The organism is Limnospira indica PCC 8005 (assembly GCF_000973065.1).
Classification (GTDB): Bacteria; Cyanobacteriota; Cyanobacteriia; order Cyanobacteriales; family Microcoleaceae; genus Limnospira; species Limnospira fusiformis.
Window position 1 is genome coordinate 3,916,664 of record NZ_FO818640.1, and the last position, 20,357, is coordinate 3,937,020.

The window sequence follows — 20,357 nt, forward strand, 5'->3', positions numbered from 1 at the left end:
AATAACGTTAACCAAAATTCAAACAACTACATCCCTTTCAGTAATCATGCAATACGCCTTCAAAGTCCCTATCCCCCCCTGGGAGAGGGATTTAGGGTGAGGGTAATGTTTAGTAAGATTTCCGAACAAGCTGTAAAAATTAATTTCTGTCCCTAGCCAGGTTAGTAGTCGTCTTGACATCGGTTTTAGGGAAATTTTACCATTAATGTATTCCCTCACAGGTTTGGTTTTTGGGAGTGGCAGAAAATCACTCAAGGTGATCCAATCAGACCGGATAGATACTCTCATGGTGCTGGCAAAAGTAGAGTCAATAAACTATCAAGATTTGGAATTTTTCATTTCGTTTTTATACTTGAGATATCGTGCGCCATAACCTAAATAGCGGCGAATCAACTCCAGCCATATACTATTGATATTTTTGCGATTGACCGATTTGCCAATATTTTCTGCTGCCGTTTTTAGGGTTTTATCAATGTCGTAAATAATGCGATCGGCGAGAGAATTTTTCCCCCTTCCCCATTTCCTTTCCCGTCCCACCTGATAGAGTAAGAAGTTTTTAATCACCTCTGTACTATCGGTGGTATCTGCTACGCGAACCAGGTTGCGAAATTGTGACTCTTCCAAATTTTCATATTGGGTTTTATCTAGTGCATCCTGAATAGCTATAACCAGTTGGTCTTCAGCTTGGCGGATACCGCGCTGAATTTTTAGTTCAATTTGAGTCTCTGAATTGCTGGTAGTCATACGGCATTCTCCCTAAATACATGGTGAAATTCATGGCAAATATCCACTTGACCGAAACCTTCCGAAGTGCGATCGCCAATCCCTTGAGCCTCCATCTTTTCTAACACATTATACCATGTGTCAATCTGCTCGGTTCCGAATAGATAAACACTGCCTTTGGTGGTGATTAGATCGATATCTTTCATCAATCCCCAGGCGGCATTCCAACCGGAAACATAGTCATAACTGCTGTAAGCCGCATGGAGGGTTAAGCTGTCGTCTGCAACGCCACCAAAGTCGCGCAACATCTGCGGGGTGATCACGGTAGTTCGTCGCCAGTTATCCCTAAAAATACCATCAGATTTTAAGTTAATGGTAAAGTAGGTATGTGGCTCTGTACTGACATTATACAACTTCTGCCATATTTCCAAGCGGTTTTTTAACTTTTTGTTAAATTTGTCTATTTGCTGCTTAGTCTGGGATTGCCAATTAACGCATTTTGCCTGCAATTTCACACGACCTAATCCCCGTGAAACTCCCCCACCTAAACGAAAGCGATCGCCATGATTATTAAGAAACTGAGTCAGTCGGTTCGCCAAAGCGTCATCACCCACCAAAATAGAGCCTTGATATTGACTCGGCTGATGAACTTGATCAACAACTTGGGACTCGTTGAGAACCTCCAAACTATAAAGGATTTGTTCTTCCGAAGTAGCGCGACGGCGGTTAATTCCCACCCTGGTTAACAATCGTTTAGAAGCGGATATGCTTTGATACTGTTTCCCATGGGAAATATAGAAACCATTAAAAGGTTCAACTCGTCCGTCACCATTATTTTCTAAGTCTTTAGGACATTTGGGATCATAAAGTTGTCCGCAACTTTCCGCACAAAAGCGATCTATTAAAGTATCAAAAACCCCGCAGTTATCAGGTAAAAATCCCGATTTAGCTTTGGCGCTAACAGCCGTGACAGGTAAAAGTTTAACCTCGGCTTGATTTTGGGTTGGGTAAGCATTAGCAAAAATCGCCGGATTATCATCAACAAATAACTGAGAAAAATCATCATCAGACTGAGGTTGATTATTACTTAGTCGCAGTAAATAGCCAGCGATCGCACCTCGAATCACAGAACCCGCGATAAAATCGGCAGCTTCACTAACAGAACCCGGTTTTTTGCGACCAATAGCTAAGGGTGATTCAGCTATAATCGTCAATTTAATTTCCTTCATGCTGCACCTCTAGGAATTAACTTTTTCCACTCCGTTGGAGAAATATTTGAGGGTTGAATTTGCCAAGTTAGCCAACCCAGCCCAGCAGATTTACTCCCTCCTAAAGCCGTGATATGATGTAAAGCAGCTAAGATTAAAAGTTGTGCTTGGGGAGTCACATTAGGATAAATGTTGATCTGTCCAGTAAACTCTAATTTTAGGTTAGCTGGGGAAGTTTCCAAAAAGTAAAGTTTTTGGTCCTCCGCCATGCGACGGCTACGGTTAATCGTCACTCCCGGACGTATAACTTCCGGCAAATTGTCGGCGGTCACATTACACACCAAATCATCAAAATCTACACTAGCAGGAAGGCTAGGGTTGCCAAAAATTTGGCAAATAATACAGTGATAATCGCCATTGTCATCAGCTTGATATTGATGCTGAAACCCGGCTTCTTCTTCATCGGAAAATCCGTTTCTTTGAGGACACATAGTTTCAGCTTTGGGGGAGTCGCAGACATTCCATCCTAAACTGCGTGCTAATTTTTCGCACTCATGGCGCAAGCGACCTTTAAATTGAGAAGCCGGAATCAACAGTTTGCCGTCGGCGGTGCGGACGATGGGTTTATCCGCCAAGGAACCAGAGGAACCCCCCGCACCCACACACAAGGCTGTATCAATGGTGGCTGTAATTGGTAAAGAGGCGATCGCTGGGTTAATAGACTGAAGGTTAATCATGATTTACTTACCTCTGTTTCTTGGGGTTTTTCAGACTCAGATTGATAGTCTAGTTCAATGAAAGGATAAAGGTCAATAATTTCTCGCCACAGAGTTTCATATATGGTAGTCTTGTCATCAACAATTGACATCCAAGGAGCCAGGTTTCCGTTATTATTTTTATCTTGTGGTAAACACCAAGCATCCTCAAAATCGTCTTTAATTATACGGCGATTGTCGGATTTTAAACGAACGCAAAAATAGCGATAATTGAGAATTGCCGTCCGTTTACCCCGTTCCAGAAAACTACGGATTTGATAAAGTTGCGATCGCGGAAAGTCCACCTTTTTAAATGCTTGAATTGTCTTAATCAAACCCCCAACTTCATGGAGAGTATAGGGTGCTGCATAAAGTTTCAGTTTTGGCTGGGTATTAACCACTAATCCATCTTCCCTAAACTTTTTAATATTGGATGAAATCATCGTAACAGATTTTAGGGTTAAAATGTCAACAGTTCCACCAAAATAATGATAATCTTTTTTGAGTTTTTTCGCCTTCTCCTTAGCAGATTTCAGCAGTTGAGAAACCAAATGATTAGCGTAGTAGATGGGGGTATCATATTTAATCGTCAGAACTCCCATAGAGGTGCTGAGAATGCTATCATAGTGGGTAGCATTTTCGGCTAAGTAGCGATGAATATTCCCCGGTTTTCTAGGTTCGGTAGATTTCTCAATAATATTATTAGGTTCGGGAGATTTCTCAATAATATTATACCTACCTTTGGCTGCTAAAATCTCCTCAAATTTTTCGCCGATATCTTTGGCGATCGCTAAAGACTTATTAGCCGGAACCATAATCATCACATCATCCCCACCAATGGCAATAATTTCAAAGGGATGAACCCAGGCATTTTCGCGTTTTCGATTGTCCGGTTTTCGGAGATTTTTAAGCTGGTGAGGATGCAGGTTTTTAGCTAAAGCATAATAAACCGACTTTTCTGTAGCTTCCAAAATATCTTGACTGAACTGGCGGTATTTTTCTGGGGTCTTAATTTGTTGAATGTACCCACCCATATTATTGCCATCAGCATAAATCATGCTTAAAAAGTAATTGCTACTATTAGCAATTTCCTCCATATTCCGACTTTCAGTCACATTTCGAGAATGGTTTCCTCCATAGTATTTTTGGTGTTCACTCTCGGAATCATCCAGATAGTTTTCAAATTTTTTCACCCAACTTTTAACATATCCAGGTTGCCAAGTCAAGCCTAAACTTTGATACCAGTTGCGATTAGTATCATCCCGTTTAGTAACTTGACCCATGAAATATTTTCGCGCTATAGGTTCCGAAAATTTGGGTTTACTGGGAAGTCCCTCCACCGTATCAATTGCGGAAGTGCGATCGTTAGTATCTCGCACTAAATAAGGATGGGTTTCTAAATGTGGGGGATAGCTACGACTTGGACGATTTTCCGTAGCATTCCCACTCCGACGCTGATTAAACCTAATGGCTAATTTGCGAGTTAATTCATTGAAACTCTTGGTATTAAAAAAGCATTTCTTAACATCACTATTATCAGCTTTAGGATTCCCAAAATATGCCTCAACCAAAGGATTATTAACTTGCTTTTTATACCAATCAAACCAAGGGGTATCATCAAGATTTGGGGCCAGCATCCCAAAGCGAATTTCTAGAAGTCTGAACTTATCCCCCACCGCACAACTATTAGCGGTTAAAGTTTCATGGGTGTATCGTTTTTCAATAGCATTAGCGAGAGTGTCAACATAAGCAGCCGGACAAAAAGCGAGGATATTACCACCCGTAGCATAGATAATCAGTTCCGGTATAAGTGCATCAGAGAGTTGGGGAAATTCTCGGTTTAGCCAGTCACGAGGACTGCGATAGTCTTCTAAGTCATTATCAGGTTTTTGTTGTCCAAAAAAAGCCGGTAAATCAATCAAATTAATCCGGTCTAAAATTGCCGAAGCACCCCGAATTTCCATTAAGTTAGCCGACTCAAAAACATATCCTTTAACCTTAGTGACACCGCCATAAACTAAGCCAATAGGTGTAGTTTGATTCCACAAATCCCCCGCCAGTTTTTTTAAGGCGGTAATATCTTCGGGTTGATCATCATCAGGGATGTTTTGTAGATGTTCAACTTGTGTGACAATACCTGCTACTTCTGGGGGGACTTCGCCATTATTTCTCAGTGCATTTACTGCGGTCTCTAGTTGTTGGCGATCGCACTTGGGCTGTAGTTCTTCTCCCCACGCCAAACACCAAACTAGGGCGATTTTGAGGTCTTTTTTGATTTCTTGAATTGTAGACATTGGATTGGACATTATATTAGCAATTGAAATTTAATGATTGGAACTGATGAATGGAGAATTACCCAAAGGTTTTAGTTCTGAAAATTCGACTTGCTTCATCGCAATACTTCATGGCATTGTCGATGGCTGTTTTTAAATTTGTCCTTCGCTCTTCGAGGGAAGCATGGGCAATGGCTTTGCGAATGGGATTGACTTTTTTAAAGTATAATTCACCCAAAGCTGTGTTTTTTTTATTAGATAATAAATTTTTCCCTTTTTCTCTTTCTTGATGATTAGCTATATCCTGAATATTTTGAACCTCACAACTATAGGTAATAATGGATTCTACTAAAGCAATATAGCCAGTTGCGTAACGTTTGTTTTGAAAATACCATCGAGCCAGATCGAGTTGAAGTTCGCTATCGGGGATATTCTGACGAGAAAATCGTTTGACAAAGCGTTCGAGTTCCGGCTTCAGATACTGAAGTGGAGTTTGAGTTGTTGTCTCATCAAGTTCTCGCTTTAAGTCAGTGGCATTTTGGCGAAGTGTGGGAATGTAATTCAGATTCAGGGTATCAGAAAGTTTTGAAATAGAATTTGCCAGGGATTTTTCACCCTGTTCTGCAAGCAGAGAAGCGATCAGATAACCATTGCCAAAATTTTGTAAACTATAACCGCCTTTGATCCATCTGGTGATGTCGAATAAAGATTGCAAGTTGACAATTGGTGCATAGTTTAGTTCGCGAGAAATGTCTAGCATTCCATAGTAAACGCCTTTGATACTGACATTTAGTTCGCTGGCTATATCATTTATAAATGTCAAAACTAGAAAAAGAAATAAAGACAGCGACCGGAAAGAGTGAGTGATATCGATGTATAGTTCATCGCCGGATTGAAGGACATCAATCAATTCAACAACTCGCTTAAAGTTTTCCTCAATCTCCCTTTCGTTGAGTCCATATTTGATGGCAATACACTTGGATTTATCTCCTAAACTTTTTTCTAACTTGCCGAGTTGGATGCTGTTTAAGTCACTTTTATGATTGGCACTTTCAACAATTTCGGAAAGTTGAATATAATATTCAAAGTCGATTTCAATGTTCCGGTCTTGGCAAAACTGCTCATAAACAGCTTCCCACATTGATTTTACCGTTCCGATCAAAATGACTTCATCTATTTTGAGGTGTTGGTACAAAACAGATGCAATAAAACTACTTTCATAGTATTTGCCGTCTATTTCATATTTAGCGGTTTTGTATTGACGAATTTTTTGTTCGGTGATAGTGCTAGGCCCAGTCCCGATGGATGAAATTAAAATTTTTGCCATTTTTCCAACCTGATGGTAACAAAACTACATCAACTAATTGAAACCCGGGGATTTTGGTTGTCAGTCAAATCTAATCTGAGAACATCCGATCGCATCTCCTTTGACTACTAAAATCTAAAATCGCCCCTCCTGCGGCGAAAGTTCTAAAAAAGGGTGCTACAAAATGTGGGTCAGTAGAATCTATAACCCTTACAGTGAGGCACTTTTACGATTTTGAACTTAATGCTTAAACGCCTAATGTTATCTCCTTATTATTAAACACAAATCTACTTTTTGACTGTAAACTTTTCTAAACGTTATCCTCCCATTTCAGTGATCCTCAGTTAGAGATGGCCATCCGGTGGGCTGATCATCTATCTACCTATCAGCGACAACCACTAAATTTACGCAAATTTAGAAAAATTGAATTGATCAATTACCTCTAATATCAGTGTAGAAGCCATTTACAGGAGCGATCGCTCCCCCTTGGGGGGCTTGTCCGATTGGAGATGTTCAGAAATACCGTTATGGTCGAAAGGGAAGTTGCCTTCCCCAACTCCAATTCCAAACCGTGCTTGCGAGTTTCCCAGCACACGGCTCCTGATGTGGATACCCTATTGTCAGTAGGAACAGGGCTACAACCCCCCGCTTGATGACTTCAACTTTCAAAGCTATATGTCTGCGTTAGTCTTTCAACTCGCTTTCGCCATTAAACTCTTACTTATTGCAGTCTCTATATCCACACCGTGACTAGTGGGCATATCCTAACCATTACAGTTAGGCATTAGCTTTCAGTCACATCCTTTCCCCTTAAAGGTATACGCTTACACTTTTCACGCTCTGCCGTGAGGCAGAGCCAATGAGGGGTTTAAACGTTCCATCTATGGGGGCATTCCATCTTTAGATTCGTCCTATCCACCGGGGTAATTTTAAAGGTCTGTGTAGGTAGTGAGTTGAAACTCCTACTTTTCCCCATACTCTTTTGAGCGCAGCGTGTCAACCTATTTCGCTACTTACTGATGACGATGGTTCAAGTCGGAACATTCAGATTTCCTTAGTCATGGGTGGTTGGCAGTGGTCGCATCTGGTAGTGGGTTCTACTTCACGCCTTCCGTTCCCCGCTTCAATCCTGGGGTTGTGATTCCCAAAACTGGGGGTGGCTACCGCCGTTACTCTCTACTCCCTGATTTCTCAGTTTGTCTAGGACCTTGAGTTCCCTGCCTTGTTTGGATTTTTCCAAACGTCGGGACATATAAACAGTTATGGGATGGTCAGGGTGGCGAATCCCTTATATTCCACCAAGGAGTGGAAGTCCCACTGGGAGGTTATTTCAGGCATTGCAGCCCTATTTCACTCCTCAACGTCTCGCACCAACCCTTTCAGTATAACCATCGCTGGAAGGGCCCCCTTCCATTTATTATAATGGCAAATTGATAGCCTGAAACTTTGAGCGCAAATGTTGGGCTTGCTGGGGGTCTTGGCGGTCGTACAGTGTCACAGCCTGACGATAGGCTACTAAGACCTCCCGGGGCGATTTAACTTGACCGTCTGCAGTTCGCAAATTCAACAAAACCCAGCCCAGATTTCGATAAGCTGCCGCCAAATTGCGATCGCATTTAACTGCATTCTCCAAATAATTTTTCGCCTGATGCCACTCACCGCTGGCGGCTAAAACTGTCCCTAAACGATAACAAATCCAAGCATCTTTGGGTTGTTTTTGATATATTTTATTATACCAATCAGCCGCTTTTTGAAAATCTCCCAGATGTTCATAAATTAAACCTCCATTTCTCATCACCCAATCGGGTATTTCCGGACACTGACTTGCTAAATTGAGACTTTGACGACAAGATACATGATCACTTTTACGGTACTCATACCACGCTTTAAATCCTAAAGCCAAGGCATTATTGGGGACTTGTTGAGTGAAGGCTTGCAGTCGCCGTGTTATGTCACCAGACTTGTTGGTTGTCACTCGTTCTAAAGCGGCAATTGTGAGAGGATAAAGCCAGGATTTTAGGGCGATCGCCACCGAGGAGGGCTGCTGCTGAGATTTAAAAATTCCCTGGGTTCCCGCCTGAACTACGATTTTCCACTGGCGAAGATGGAAAGATATCCAAGCCTTAACCCCCAGAGCAAAACTAGAATTAGGATCTAGGTTTAATGCTTGTTGAATTGTCTGATCCGCTTTTGGCCAGTTTCCCTCTTTTCCCCATGCCCAACCTAGGTTAGCGTGCATCCAGGCTTGTTTTGGACTAAGTTTAATGCCATGCTGTAATTGTTGAATCGCTTGTTTCCACTGCTGGCTACGACAGCTAACTAACCCCAAAATGCCATAAATTCGACCGTCTTGGGGTTGAATTTGCTGGGCTTTTCTGGCAATACTATCAGCGCGATCGCTATGATGATATAATAATATAATCGCCAATTCTATGAGGGCTTCGGCGTTGTCTGGTTCTTGAGTTAAACAATTTTGATAGGCGGTGACAGCATCGGTTAACTTGCCTTTTTTAACACAAGTTTTGGCGGTTTTATGAAGGGGAGAAATCAGTTGACCATCCAGGGCATCGATAAAATCTTGGGCGGTTTGTATGCGTTCATTTACCCGAAATTTTAACCCGGTTAATATTACCTTTTGAATGTAGGGGCTAATATTAGGGTTGAGTTGTCGGGGGGGAACTAGAGGATCGGGTAAGTTATTAGAAATAGCTTGGGCGCGATCGGCTGAGTCGGCGGGTAATTTTCCTGTTAATAATTCGTACATAGAAGCACACAGGGCATAAATATCAGTGGAGGGATAGCGTTTGGCTTGGCTAGAATACTGCTCAAATGGGGCGTATCCTCTGCTTAAAATTACGGTCATATCTCCGGTTTTTCCAGCGATAAATTCTCGGGTAGTTCCAAAATCAATTAAAACGACACGATCGCCACTGCCAATCATAATATTGTCGGGCTTAATATCTCTATGCAATAAATTGTGCTGGTGAACAATTGTGAGTGCTTCAGCGACGGTTTTGGTATACTTAATCACTAGAGGCTCATCTAGGGGTTGGTGATTATTCAATAACAGATTGGATAGAGTTGAACCCTCTATAAACTCCATCACCATATAAATAGTTGAATTTTCTTCAAAGCAATCATAAACTTTAGCAATATGAGGAGATTTACAACGACTTAAATAAATAGCTTCTAATTGGAACTCATGAAGTTGTTTCTTTCGATCAACCGGGGTAATTGATAAGGGCCAGAGTACAGATGTGCCTTGTCTGCATCCATTTTCTGGCCACAACTCTTTGATGGCTACAGTAGCAGAATTAGCGCAGTAAATCCCTTTGTATGTAATCCCAAAACCGCCTTGACTTATAAATTTTTTGATTTGGTATTTGCCCTGTTTTAGCCATGTACCTGTGGGTAAATACAGTCCTGAGTTAGTGGGAGTAGTAGTGGTGCTAGTGGGAGTTAAAGTAGCTCCGCAGGCCATGCAGAAGCGATCGCCTGGGCTGTTGTCATAGGCACATGATGGACAGATGTTACTCATAATTAGTTACCGTCAATTAAATTAAAGTTTTTGAGGATTGTTCAACTCTGTTAAATTTAACAGCAATGGGAGTAATACTGCATCGTAATGCCAACAAAGTCGCGTTATCGGGTGCGTCTCGTTTTAGCACCAAATTAATTGCTTCATTAACCGCAGTTTGCAAGGGTTGAGATTGGCTAAAAATTTCGATAAATTCCTCATTACTAATTAAATCCCAGACTCCATCGGAACATAACAAAATTAGATCGCCATCTTGCAATTGAATATCGCTTTTCGTTTGCACGTAACCCGGGGAAAGATTGGGTTTCGAGCCCAAGGATTTAGTCAAAACATTGCGATCGGGATGTTCGAGGCTTTGTTCGGCGGAAATTTGACCGCTGGCGACCAGCAGCGCCACCAAAGAATGATCCTCACTCAACTGCTCAATTTTGCCGTCACTCACCCGATAAATGCGACTATCACCCACATGAGCGATCGCCAATTTTCGGGACTCTATCAAGGCTAAACTTAACGTAGTTCCGCCATTATGTACCGCCTCAGATACCACCGAGTTAGCGCGATCGACAATAGAAATTAACCACTGGCTGCTGTTTTTTGAAATATTTTCTTCTTCCTGGCGAAATCCATCAATAACCGTTTTCACCGCCAAACGACTGGCTACCTCACCCGCCGCCATTCCTCCCATACCATCCGCCAAAGCTGCTAAAATAACCTGCTCAGATGCTCCTTGATTAATTTGAGCAATTCCGTAGCTATCTTCATTTTGGAGTCGTCGGGGAGACAGTCCCAGGGTAGATTCACTGGCGATTTCCCAATTGACGCGATCGCCCCCCAATAGTTTACGAGTTTCGATGACCAAACCTCGCAGTTGTGACAAGGAAAAACGCTCATCAGGAATGGCGGACAAGGAGATAGTTAGCAGTTGTGACAAATGGGGCATATCGCATTTTTTTACACCCAGAAAATCACTGTCTGGCTCTCTTCCATACAACCCATGATACAGTAAAGCACCAATGGTATAAACGCTGCTTTTTTCACTAGGAATAGGATGGGATGATAGTTCGGGGGCACAGTAATTTCCCATGACTCCCGAACTCATTGGGGTGTCTTCTGGGTAAACGCCAGTCAGGTCAAAACAGCGAATGGGTTGACCTATTTCTAACCAATCTGGGTTGATGTCGATCGCACACCAGTGACGTTGATGGAAATACCAGAATAATTGACAAATTGGCGTGATCGCTTTTAAAACTTCCAGGGGGTTCGGACTATTTTTTAACCACTGACTTAATACCCGCTCAGGATGGGGAAATTCGGTCAATACCAATAGGCGATCGCCTTCATCACTCGCTAGATTTTCTTCAGGATAATATTCAGGTTCCAGGTAATTTTCTCCCTCATCTGTCTCCGGCTCAGACCCTTCATATAAATCTTGATTATCCGTGATATTTTCCGCCGTATTTTCTAGGGTCTGATTTTCTTGATTTTCGGTTATGCTTTCTGCCGGATCTGCGGCGGTTTCTGTTTCATTTGTTAACTGCTCTATATCCTCCGAATTTTCGGGGATTTCCTCGGACCCATCAGGACTCGATAAAGTCGATAATTCGTGGTCTTGATGGGCAGTTAATTCCGGGGTGATATGGTCAGCTTCGATGGTTTCTTCTGTCAAGGGTTCTTGCACAATTTTAGACAGATCAGGAACCTGGATTTGAGCGAGTATGGGTGCAACCAAACTATAATCCGCCAAGGTTTCCCGCAATTGTAATTCTTGTTGCAACAAACCCGTTGCCGAACCCACTCGCAAAAGTCCCAGTTGAGGATGTTCACTACCTGCATTTTCCAGACTTACTTTAAAATAGTGAATGCGATCGTTGCTTTGACCCAGGTTGGCGGCAACTCTTACCACAAAATCTCCGATTTGTAAACAGGTATTTTCTGAAATCACGAGCCCATTTAATAATCCGTATAAGTTGAACCATAAGACAGGAGATAATCCCAGTTTTTTATCTCCTAATTGAGTCAATTAAAACTCAGAGTTTGCCCACACAAACTGAACTTTTCCAAAAGCAACCTCATCACCGGGATTAAGACAAGTTGGGCTAGTAATCCTCGCTCCGAAGCGACTTTGACCCTTTGGTTTAATGAAAATTCCATTAGTTGAACCCAAGTCTTTAATCATCCAATTACCCGCTTCCGGGTAAATTTCTCCGTGATGGCGCGATACCGTTTCTCCCCCGGCAAAGTTTTCTAAATCGATATCCACCGGCCCCATATCCGGGTCAAAAACTCCCACCAGTGCCACACCATCTAAACGAAATTCAGGTTGAGGTGCGTTAGCTTGTTTGGCGACCAGACGCGCAGTGGTAGCCGTAGGGAAAGTGAGGGGTTCGTTTTTGGGGAAAAGATCGACTTCCTCAAAGGGAGGGGTGAAGGGAAAAAGTTCGGGGCTGGAATTACTGACAGGTTCAGGGGGTGCGGGCACAGATGTGGCAGTGTTCAATTCTGTACCACAGACCTCGCAGAATTCGGCATCATCCAGGTTATCATAGCTACAGCTTGGACAAGTAATAGACATGATTTTATCTCCTAATAAAGGGCTAATATTTTAGTGAGAGTTGGAATCATTTATGATCCGGTTAAATTGCGAATTTGGTCTTCGGAAAGACCCAGTTCGGAATCGTTGCTCATTTTCACAGTTTTACCTTTGGCTCCCATTTTGACGGTTTTGCGGGTTCCAGAAGAAAGTTTGCGAGTTTTGCGGACTTCTTCAATGCCGACGTTGAGAGATTCAACCATTGCGTCGTTGCCAATTTTAACGGTTAATCGTCGGGCAGTTTCCAGCAATTCTGCCGCTTGTTCGGGATTTTGATCAGCGAGGTTGGCGGCGCGATCGACAATTCCACTGATATTTCGCTGCTGCACATATCCCATGACTTCCGGGTTGGTTTGGGCGCTTCCTCCCTGTCCTGCCACAAACTGAACGACTAGGTTTTGGGGGGGAAGTTCACCCCGCCGTTGCTTTCCCGGAATGTCGTAAGTCAGACCAAGTTGGGCAATACGAACCTTGGCTTGGCTATGACTTTCCAGGTCAAATTCTAATAGAAAAACCGTGTCATCATTGGCGATCGCACTTCCAATTAAATAAGGCTTTTTATCCAGGGCAATTTCAGCACTATCGGGATATACGCGACTAATTCGTGCTAATTTGACACCCTTGACTGTGCTGATATTTAACTTGAGGTTATTGATCACTTCCGATTGAGCTTGTTGAACTTCCTCAAAAATTGTATTAGGAAGTTCGGAAATAGGAATATCCGTGGTTCCGGTGTGGGTTTGTGTTTCCACAACATTAAAAACTCGGCCCCCAGTACGATCGCTCAAATACAGTAACAAATCCTCGTTATACTCGCCAACTCCCAAAGCTGTAATGGGGATTCCCGCCTCAGCGAATTGTGTCGCCAGGTCTCGACAATCGCTTTCATCAAAAGTCTGTCCGTCGGTGAAAATGAGAGTCCGGCGACTGCTGAGATCGCAGTTTTTCAGGATGTTTAAAGCCTCTTCCATTCCCAAAGCCATGCGAGTGCCGCCGCTGAAATTTCGGAGTTGACCGATCGCATTTTTCAAAGATGCCGTATCTGTCGATGCAGTCAGGGGAAGCAGGACCGACGCGGAGTCATCAAACCGGACTAATGCAATCCGATCGCGGGAGTCAGCTTGGCCGGAACTGACCAGACCTTCGAGGGATTCGATCACCTGGTCAATTTTAGTTTTTCCCCCGGTGACTTGTGTATATTGCTTTCCATCCAGGAAATAACTATTACCTGTGGGTATAGTCTCCTCCCCTTCCAAAACTTCATACATGGAGCCACTGGTATCGATCACAAAGCTAAATGTGGTCGAGGGACGACTGGCGGACACCTCCGCATTAGGTCGCAGTTTCAGCATCACAAATAGCTTTTGTCCAGCTTTATCAGCATTGAGAAATTCTAAGTGGGGGGTGATAGTAACGTTCAGCATGGTTGGTGAAATTTAGGTAAAATCCAAGGGAGGTAAAGCACCGCCTTGGGGTTCAATTTGCGAAAAATCGGGAGGGAATAAATCGGGAATTCGACGATCGCCCGAATCTTGTATTTGGTGGATCTCCTCGAATTCCAGGGCAGGTAAATCCAACGTGAGAGATGTGGTTCGATAGCCTTCTCGGATATCTTCTAGCCATGTCTGTATGATTTGTTCGAGGTTAGCATTGTTCAGGGCACAGGCGGTTTGTTGTTGCAATTGCGATCGCATTTTTTCACGCAATTTTGAATTAAAAATACTCTCCGGGTTGTTTTCCTCCTTTTCACTGATATTCAGATTATAGGATACTGGATGCGGGTCGGGTTGACTGGTGCTTAACAGGTAAAGTGTATATTGAACCATTTACATAAAATTAATCAAATAATACCTGATTTAAAGCCTTTCTTGAACTTCCAATATAATATCTCCAAACTGGCGGCGATCGCCATCATTTAGTTCTTGTCTAAATCGCTTCATTTTTCCAAATTTCGGATGCTGTGACAGAGCCGAGTCAAATTCTAAGATAATTTTACCATTTTCTAGGAAAATTTTGGCAAATTCTGCCGGAAATCCGGCATCTTTTGATAAGTAAACATGGGCATTTCGGGAACTGCCGATTTCGATGGGCTTTTCTCCCAAAGCAACCATCGTACATTCTTGGTTATTCCAGTGAACCAACAGCACTACAGAACCGGACAAGGAACTATAAAATTGTTCGCTCAAGGCGATCGCCAAACCGATACAAAATCCCAAAATCGTCGCCCCTGCCAAACGCGCTAAAATCACCCCCGTCACAGCTTCAAAAATTAGAAAACTTAAAGAACCAAAAACACCTCCCACCGACCCCGCTATCAGCGCATTTTTCCGAGGTAGATTAGGCACAAATAGAGACATTCCACCGCCGACGAGGGTTCCCAGTACCGTCCACCCCGTCAGCCGAGCCACCACCGACAAAACCGGAAGGTAACCACTGGGAAGAAACACCACTTGACCGACGGCTCCCCCGACGAATCCAGCCACCAAACCACCCCCACCTCCCCAACTCCCTTCTTGAAAAGAGAGGAGGCGACGACGCAGGGTGTAATTTTGTCCGACAATCAAGGCGAGGGAAGTTCCGATCGCCAAAAATCCCGTCCATACGCCTATACGAAAAACACCGAAAAAGAAGCCATAATTACCGCTTTCATCCGACTCGACCAATTGTTGTCCATATATCGCTTTTTCTGCCCCCCGGAAGGCACGATCAAGGTCGCCGAAGTTGGCATAAAACACCAAATCTGGATCGCCAGTTAGAGCGGTTAAGTAGTTGATTTGTGCGTCTCCCGTTCCCACCGCGACCAAATTAATTCCAGAGGCTCGGATTTGTTGGGCGATGGATGCGGCCATCGGCGGATTGTTGGGTACGCCGTCGGTAAAGAGTAAGATATTGGGAGTGCGATCGCTATTTTGGAGGACAGAAGTTGCCAGGTTGAAGCCTTCGCTGAGGTTAGTTCCTCCCCTGGCGGAAAGGCGAGCGATCGCCTGTTGTAGTTCCGTTTCATTGCGGGTAAAATCTGCCACCACACTCGCCCGGCTGGAAAATTCTACCACAGCTAAATCATGGCGTTTCAGGTTTTGTCGGCTCACAAATTCCGATGCCGCCGTTTGCACCTCCCGCAGTTTTTGGCCGCTCATACTTCCAGATGTGTCTATCAGCAGGACCACCGCTTTAGGCTTGGTGAGAAACCCCGGAGGTTGTCGAGTTAGATACAGCCATATTTCACCGAAAATTAGCGCCCCCAGCAAACATCCGGCTCCCCCACAGACTCCGAATAGCAGCGGTTTATATATTTTTTTGGTAATCATTGTTATATTTATCATGGTTGTTTCCAAGTTTAAAAAATGAAATTAATTTGATTTTCAAGTCTCAGCCATCGTATTCCCCGGAGCAATTGCCATATCAATTTACTGCTTGTCTTTCGTAAATTTTCCACCGTCCGTTATCCTTGACAAACCAATATCGATAGTTCCCTTTACTCGCACCAGATAGACGCGAATCAATTCCCCTTGGTGTATGGAATGTTCGATCTTCGTAGACAGTAACGATTAATTCTGGACGAGAGCCGGAAACCGAAAAAGAAACAACATTGATCACTTTTGATTCCCGATAGGTGTAATACGAGTTATTTTTGCGAAGCCAATCTATCGAACCATTAGGTTGTGTAATATTTTTATATAAAGGACCGGAAGTATATTGGCGAACTAACTGAAGATCGAAAGGAGCCGCAAAAATACGCCCTTTAGAACTCAACCATCTATTCACTAACGTTACCGCTTGCTCCTGGGTCAAGTCTATCTGGGGAGAATTCCTAGAAGTTTGAGTTTGAGTCGGTGTCGCTGTCCGTGTCTGGGTCGCTGTCGGTGTCGCTGTCCGTGTCTGGGTCGCTGTCGGTGTCGCTGTCCGTGTCGGTGCCGGTGTCGGTGTCGGTGTCGGTGTCGCTGTCCGTGTCGCTGTCGGTGTCGGTGCCGGTGTCGCTGTCCGTGTCGGTGTCGCTGTCGGTGTCGCTGTCGGTGTCGCTGTCGGTGTCGCTGTCGGTGTCGCTGTCCGTGCCGGTGCCGGTGCCGGTGGTGGTACTGCTGCCACTGGAGCCGACAAACTCATTTCTATCTCGAAATTTCTGGTTCCTCCGAGTGAGGCGACATGAACCGTATACCTCCCATTAAGAGGTAATTCATTACCCAATACTAAACTGTTATCTGGGGCGTAAATCCAAACACACACTCCCTCATTATAGCGATAACTTAATAGTTTGCCTTTTTCACCCGAAAACACAAAACCAGTATCCTCACCCGATCGCACAATTCCCGTTCCTTGAAAGTTTTGGCTATCTATGGCGATCGCCTCTGGATTCGACAAAGAACCACGGGGCATCTCCGGACATTCTAACGAGTTAGTCAGACTCTTAGGGAGATGGTTTAATACCTCCCTTGGCAACACCTCCGAGACAGCCTCGCAGCCCCATAATCCTCCTACAAATAGGATCGAGAACAACCGCATTAGTAGCTTTAACTTAATTATCATGGCATTTAATCCCCGGATTTCCATATATTTTATAGGGTTGATCTGGGCTATCGACTCATTCAGTCTCAATCAAGGTGCATTGATTACACTCGCTACTCCAACACTTGCTCCTGAGACTTGTTCGTTAACCATTCTGGCAAAAGCCTCCGCCCTTGAACGACTGTTAAATGAGGCAACTTGAATCAGATAATCATCATTGGCATGACGATATCTTCGATAGGCATCTCTACAAAAAATCGCTTTTGTTCTTTGTAAGTTACTTTCACTATCAGGAACGTTTACCGGATAAAATCTAATTGGATAGTCTGCCCGATTAGTTGGCAGTCGATCGCCACAACTTGATTTCGGAAAATCCGATCGCCTAAAGGGTGTGATCGCTGTTTCTTGCCTCTGAGGTCTAGGCGCGCGACCAGTATCATTGGCAGTTCTTTCCGGTCTTTGTCTTGCCGTTGATGTGCGTGTCTGGGTCGCTGTCCGTGTCGGTGTCGGTGTCGGTGTCGGTGTCGCTGTCCGTGCCGGTGCCGGTGCCGCTGTCGGTGTCGCTGTCCGTGCCGGTGCCGGTGGGGGTACTGCTGCCACTGGAGCCGACAAACTCATTTCTATCTCGAAATTTCTGGTTCCTCCGAGTGAGGCGACATGAACCGTATACCTCCCATTAAGAGGTAATTCATTACCCAATACTAAACTGTTATCTGGGGCGTAAATCCAAACACAAACTCCCTCATTATAGCGATAACTTAATAGTTTGCCTTTTTCACCCGAAAACACAAAACCAGTATCCTCACCCGATCGCACAATTCCCGTTCCTTGAAAGTTTTGGCTATCTATGGCGATCGCCTCTGGATTCGACAAAGAACCACGGGGCATCTCCGGACATTCTAACGAGTTAGTCAGACCCTTAGGGAGATGGTTTAATACCTCCCTTGGCAACACCTCCGAGACAGCCTCGCAGCCCACCAATAACCCACCGCTCAACAGGAAAAAACCTAAGCGATATTTAAAGCATTTCACGGTCTGATTTGTTTTTGTTATGATACCCATTTTATACAGTTATCCTGAGATTGTCAAGTAACAATATAGAAACCATCATCAAAAATCATGCTCCGCCTCTCTTTTCATATAATTGCTCCAGCTCAAGAAAGGGATAACCCCTCCCAAAATCAGCACCAATAAGAGGATACCAGTCATAATTAAGCGTGTTTTCTGGGGAAGCGATCGCCCAAAAACCATCATCGTGTAAGTTTTCGGTTGCGTCTTGATTTGCTGATTATTAACCGTCACTTGTACCAAAACTTCGTGTTGCGTTCCCCGTTCCGCGTTCGGTTGCTGGAAAACAATCTCGTATTCTCCCAACAGGGAATCTAGGAAAAGTTGCAAGTTCCTGGCAATGTCATTGGCGTTTCCCGAAAATTCCGCAATTCCTCCTGTTGTTTCCGCAATGGTCTGCAGGCGTTCTTTATCGACAAACTCCCTTGCAACTTGGGGATTTTTATCAGCATCAGCTCGAGTAGCCGCTCGTCCCAAGTTATATTTTTGCCCCACCTGTTGGGGGGTTAAGCCATAGCCGAGAGTGTGAACAATAATGTTATTATTTCTCTCCAGTAAGGTAATTAAATTATCGAAATCTTGTTGTTCGTTCGGTTGATTGTGGAAGCCGTCCGAGAGGAGAATCACCGATAGCCGAGGTTCCGGTCTACCCGAATCTTCCGGAACGTAAAACCGTGGATCTTGCCGATTTCCCAGGACTCGGATCGCTTCTGACAACGGACTGTAAATATCCGTAGCTGCACAAAGTGTTTGCGCGGCCAGATAATCCAGAAAGTTGGTTTGTTTGATATCATTCGCCGGGAAAAATCTGGAGTCAATCCCCCGCTGTGTCACCTCGAAACCCGGACAGTTTCTGCCACCTTCCCCAAACGGAACGATCGCCACCTTCGTATCACCACCGCGATCGCTCATTTGTTCTAAAAATCGTCGCGTCGCGTCCAGGGCACCATCTATTCTTCGCTTTCCACTTGTATCGAGTTCGTTCATACTCCCACTCAAGTCAACTAAAACCACAATCCAAGCCGGAGGAGGGGTGCTTTCTTGGGGACTTTGCCAAGATTTGATCCCGACGGGTTCATCATCTGTAATCACTTGAAAATCCGACTCCTGCAATTGCATGACCGGACGACCTCTCCCATCCCTGACTTGCAGGCGCAGGGTAACATTGTCATTGTTTATCCTCGGACGACCCACAATTTCCGCCGTTTTTCCGAAAACTGGGGACGCGATCATCAATGCGATCGCACTACCACTAAGCCATCGGATCGAAAAAGCGATTATAAAATACAAACCGGTAGAATTTCGGGACTTTAAAACTTTCGGATGGTTCGGTATAGAATGTAATAACATAGTTGTGTTTTAGTGAAACTTTACGTCGAGATCTCAGCTTGGTTCCGTTAATCGCAATTTTCAGGAATTGTCTCTGATGGGGCGTTAAAAAAGCCCGGTTTCCTTCGATTTTAATATTTGCCAGGTACGGGAGCAGATGGGGCAGATAAATATCCGCTTTGTTTTCTGATTTTACAGAAGAACCGATCCGAATCATGCCCCGCCTGGGTAGTTCGATTGACATCCCTTCTTCGATTTTTTCATCATCATCAAATTCGTCGTGCGATCGATAAGTAATAAATCGCAGCATCGAGGAATTGATTTTCGGATCATCATCTTCGCTGTCCTCATCCAAAACAGAAATATCTTGGTACTCTTCTTCCTGGTACTCAAATCCGCTTCCCGCCCTCAAAGCCGGCAGGTAAGTGGGGGAAGCATTCGTGATGGCAAATGCCACACCCAAACACAACCCCAACACTGCAAAGCCCAACGGGTCTTCGTAGGGTTTAAAAGCCGCTGGCATCAGCCTTAGCAAACGCATCAGCTCAAAAATACCCGCCGCGATGAGACTGGCAATACTCGCCGCCAAAATACTGATAAATAGGCGCAGGTAAAAGCGTTTGGGGTTTCCCGCCTCCAGGCTATGAAACCGCCAACTCAACCCCTCAGCCAAACCCACCGAACCTCCCACCACCAACCAACCAAACACCCGAATTATCACCGGCGGAATTGCCAGGCTAGGGTCGAACAGAATTTGGGAAATACCCCCCGCTATTCCCCCCGCTATCAGTCCCACCATAAACGCCAACATCAGCGGAACTCGCAGCATCCGTACACTCAGTTTAGGACGGGTGGGGTTACTGATAAAAATCTCGTTGGTGACGCTGCCAATTGCCAGGGAAATCGCCATGCAGGGAAACAAGACAATTTCCGGAAACCCTTGCAGCCAGCCGAAATCGCTAAGGAACACCTGGGCGATATTCCACCCCAGCAAAGCAGATATTAGACCAGCCAGTATATAGAAATAGAGTCTCATAATGCACCCTTTCCGTTAACCAATCGAA

15 protein-coding genes are annotated in these 20,357 nt (G+C 44.3%); all 15 read right to left on the reverse strand.

Annotated features, from left to right (window positions below):
- Positions 1 to 318: 318 nt before the first annotated feature.
- The 15 genes from XZ46_RS17200 to XZ46_RS17270 all read right to left on the reverse strand — a co-directional run bounded on the left by XZ46_RS17200 (position 319) and on the right by XZ46_RS17270 (position 20,329).
- Positions 319 to 744 carry a hypothetical protein gene (locus XZ46_RS17200; protein ID WP_008051060.1) on the reverse strand — a complete coding sequence of 142 codons (426 nt, stop codon included), beginning with the start codon at positions 742 to 744 and terminating at the stop codon, positions 319 to 321.
- Complete coding sequence (csx10, locus tag XZ46_RS17205; protein WP_008051062.1) at positions 741 to 1,952, reverse strand: type III-D CRISPR-associated RAMP protein Csx10; 1,212 nt, start codon at positions 1,950 to 1,952, stop codon at positions 741 to 743. The genes XZ46_RS17200 and csx10 overlap by 4 nt, the downstream gene beginning before the upstream one ends.
- The gene (locus XZ46_RS17210; RefSeq protein ID WP_008051064.1) at positions 1,949 to 2,668 is read right to left on the reverse strand and encodes an RAMP superfamily CRISPR-associated protein; all 720 of its coding nucleotides are present in this window, start codon (positions 2,666 to 2,668) and stop codon (positions 1,949 to 1,951) included. Before XZ46_RS17210 ends, csx10 begins: the two co-directional genes overlap by 4 nt.
- Positions 2,665 to 4,980, reverse strand: a complete 2,316-nt coding sequence (gene cas10, locus XZ46_RS17215) for a type III-B CRISPR-associated protein Cas10/Cmr2 (RefSeq protein ID WP_008051066.1) — start codon at positions 4,978 to 4,980, stop codon at positions 2,665 to 2,667. Before cas10 ends, XZ46_RS17210 begins: the two co-directional genes overlap by 4 nt.
- Before the next feature lie 58 nt (positions 4,981 to 5,038).
- Positions 5,039 to 6,286, reverse strand: coding sequence for a TIGR02221 family CRISPR-associated protein (csx2, locus tag XZ46_RS17220; RefSeq protein ID WP_008051068.1), 1,248 nt, complete (start codon positions 6,284 to 6,286; stop codon positions 5,039 to 5,041).
- A 1,396-nt stretch (positions 6,287 to 7,682) separates the two neighbouring features.
- Positions 7,683 to 9,803, reverse strand: coding sequence for a protein kinase domain-containing protein (locus XZ46_RS17225; RefSeq protein WP_048895152.1), 2,121 nt, complete (start codon positions 9,801 to 9,803; stop codon positions 7,683 to 7,685).
- 16 nt (positions 9,804 to 9,819) lie between these two features.
- The gene (locus XZ46_RS17230; RefSeq protein WP_228116366.1) at positions 9,820 to 11,745 is read right to left on the reverse strand and encodes a PP2C family protein-serine/threonine phosphatase; all 1,926 of its coding nucleotides are present in this window, start codon (positions 11,743 to 11,745) and stop codon (positions 9,820 to 9,822) included.
- 78 nt (positions 11,746 to 11,823) lie between these two features.
- Positions 11,824 to 12,375, reverse strand: a complete 552-nt coding sequence (locus XZ46_RS17235; RefSeq protein ID WP_006624628.1) for a double zinc ribbon and FHA domain-containing protein — start codon at positions 12,373 to 12,375, stop codon at positions 11,824 to 11,826.
- Between the two features lie 50 nt (positions 12,376 to 12,425).
- Positions 12,426 to 13,817 (reverse strand): vWA domain-containing protein, encoded by a 1,392-nt coding sequence (locus XZ46_RS17240; RefSeq protein WP_006624627.1) that lies wholly within the window; start codon positions 13,815 to 13,817, stop codon positions 12,426 to 12,428.
- 12 nt (positions 13,818 to 13,829) lie between these two features.
- The gene (locus XZ46_RS17245; RefSeq protein WP_006624626.1) at positions 13,830 to 14,219 is read right to left on the reverse strand and encodes a hypothetical protein; all 390 of its coding nucleotides are present in this window, start codon (positions 14,217 to 14,219) and stop codon (positions 13,830 to 13,832) included.
- 30 nt (positions 14,220 to 14,249) lie between these two features.
- On the reverse strand, positions 14,250 to 15,716 hold the full coding sequence (locus XZ46_RS17250) for a vWA domain-containing protein (protein WP_048895153.1): 1,467 nt from the start codon (positions 15,714 to 15,716) through the stop codon (positions 14,250 to 14,252).
- 79 nt (positions 15,717 to 15,795) lie between these two features.
- Positions 15,796 to 16,917 (reverse strand): ARC6/PARC6 family protein, encoded by a 1,122-nt coding sequence (locus XZ46_RS17255; protein WP_008051081.1) that lies wholly within the window; start codon positions 16,915 to 16,917, stop codon positions 15,796 to 15,798.
- Between the two features lie 69 nt (positions 16,918 to 16,986).
- Positions 16,987 to 17,958 (reverse strand): hypothetical protein, encoded by a 972-nt coding sequence (locus tag XZ46_RS17260; RefSeq protein WP_048895154.1) that lies wholly within the window; start codon positions 17,956 to 17,958, stop codon positions 16,987 to 16,989.
- 48 nt (positions 17,959 to 18,006) lie between these two features.
- Positions 18,007 to 19,197 (reverse strand): VWA domain-containing protein, encoded by a 1,191-nt coding sequence (locus XZ46_RS17265; protein ID WP_008051085.1) that lies wholly within the window; start codon positions 19,195 to 19,197, stop codon positions 18,007 to 18,009.
- Between the two features lie 19 nt (positions 19,198 to 19,216).
- Positions 19,217 to 20,329, reverse strand: a complete 1,113-nt coding sequence (locus XZ46_RS17270) for a hypothetical protein (protein ID WP_008051086.1) — start codon at positions 20,327 to 20,329, stop codon at positions 19,217 to 19,219.
- Positions 20,330 to 20,357: the final 28 nt, after the last annotated feature.

Excerpts from the sequence above, each read along its gene's own strand:
- XZ46_RS17200 (WP_008051060.1), bottom strand. The coding sequence starts at position 744 with ATGACTACCAGCAATTCAGAGACTCAAATTGAACTAAAAATTCAGCGC.
- csx10 (WP_008051062.1), bottom strand. The coding sequence starts at position 1,952 with ATGAAGGAAATTAAATTGACGATTATAGCTGAATCACCCTTAGCTATT.
- XZ46_RS17210 (WP_008051064.1), bottom strand. The coding sequence starts at position 2,668 with ATGATTAACCTTCAGTCTATTAACCCAGCGATCGCCTCTTTACCAATT.
- cas10 (WP_008051066.1), bottom strand. The coding sequence starts at position 4,980 with ATGTCTACAATTCAAGAAATCAAAAAAGACCTCAAAATCGCCCTAGTT.
- csx2 (WP_008051068.1), bottom strand. The coding sequence starts at position 6,286 with ATGGCAAAAATTTTAATTTCATCCATCGGGACTGGGCCTAGCACTATC.
- XZ46_RS17225 (WP_048895152.1), bottom strand. The coding sequence starts at position 9,803 with ATGAGTAACATCTGTCCATCATGTGCCTATGACAACAGCCCAGGCGAT.
- XZ46_RS17235 (WP_006624628.1), bottom strand. The coding sequence starts at position 12,375 with ATGTCTATTACTTGTCCAAGCTGTAGCTATGATAACCTGGATGATGCC.
- XZ46_RS17240 (WP_006624627.1), bottom strand. The coding sequence starts at position 13,817 with ATGCTGAACGTTACTATCACCCCCCACTTAGAATTTCTCAATGCTGAT.
- XZ46_RS17245 (WP_006624626.1), bottom strand. The coding sequence starts at position 14,219 with ATGGTTCAATATACACTTTACCTGTTAAGCACCAGTCAACCCGACCCG.
- XZ46_RS17250 (WP_048895153.1), bottom strand. The coding sequence starts at position 15,716 with ATGATAAATATAACAATGATTACCAAAAAAATATATAAACCGCTGCTA.
- XZ46_RS17255 (WP_008051081.1), bottom strand. The coding sequence starts at position 16,917 with ATGATAATTAAGTTAAAGCTACTAATGCGGTTGTTCTCGATCCTATTT.
- XZ46_RS17260 (WP_048895154.1), bottom strand. The coding sequence starts at position 17,958 with ATGGGTATCATAACAAAAACAAATCAGACCGTGAAATGCTTTAAATAT.
- XZ46_RS17265 (WP_008051085.1), bottom strand. The coding sequence starts at position 19,197 with ATGATCGCGTCCCCAGTTTTCGGAAAAACGGCGGAAATTGTGGGTCGT.
- XZ46_RS17270 (WP_008051086.1), bottom strand. The coding sequence starts at position 20,329 with ATGAGACTCTATTTCTATATACTGGCTGGTCTAATATCTGCTTTGCTG.